2 protein-coding genes are annotated in these 675 nt (G+C 39.9%); both read right to left on the bottom strand.

Translation table 11 applies throughout. The annotated features are described in order from the left end of the window. A partial coding sequence (locus ACYVTD_RS15160) for an uL11 family ribosomal protein (protein ID WP_461248540.1) occupies nucleotides 1–168 on the bottom strand: 168 nt, incomplete at its 3' end. A 19-nt stretch (nucleotides 169–187) separates the two neighbouring features. Then, the coding region (gene nusG / locus ACYVTD_RS15155) for a transcription termination/antitermination protein NusG (RefSeq protein WP_461248539.1) at nucleotides 188–675 on the bottom strand (488 nt) is incomplete at its 5' end.

Here is a 675-nt window from a genome sequence, read left to right as displayed (position 1 = left end):
GATTGTTCCTGCGTCTTTTTGAGTTTGATCGTTAAATTGCTTTGTGAAATCAACAATGTTAACGCCATGCTGACCAAGAGCTGGACCAACTGGTGGCGCAGGAGTTGCTTTACCTGCAGGTATTTGTAATTTTATCAAGCCTACGACTTTTTGTTGTGGTGCTGCCATAATTCATGTTCTCCTTATACTATATTATTTCAAACTGGTTGAATTCCAAATCTACAGGTGTTTCGCGTCCTAACATAGAAACTGTCGCAGTAACGATTTGTTTTTCGACAGAAACGGCTTTAACAACGGCTGTAAATCCAGATAGCGGGCCAGCAACGATTTTAATGTTGTCGCCCTCTTTAACTTCGATTTCAATAACTTTTTGTTCAACACCCATTTCATCCATCTCGTCGCGAGTTAGCGGAACAGGTTTCGAACCAGGTCCAACGAATCCAGTAACGCCACGCGTGTTACGCACAACGTACCATGTTTCATCGTTCATGACCATTTTCACGAACACATATCCAGGATATCTTTTCTTTAAAGAGGTTTTTTTCTCTCCGTTTTTGATTTCGGTTACTTCCTCCATAGGAATTTTAATTTCTTGGATAACTTCTTGCATGTTGTTGTTTTCAACTAGCTTTTCAATGCTAGATTTAACTTTATTCTCGTAGCCCGAATATGTGT

Source organism: Treponema sp. R6D11 (assembly GCF_054786075.1).
Note: the sequence above shows the minus strand (reverse complement) of the source record. Positions and strands in the feature narration are given on the sequence as shown.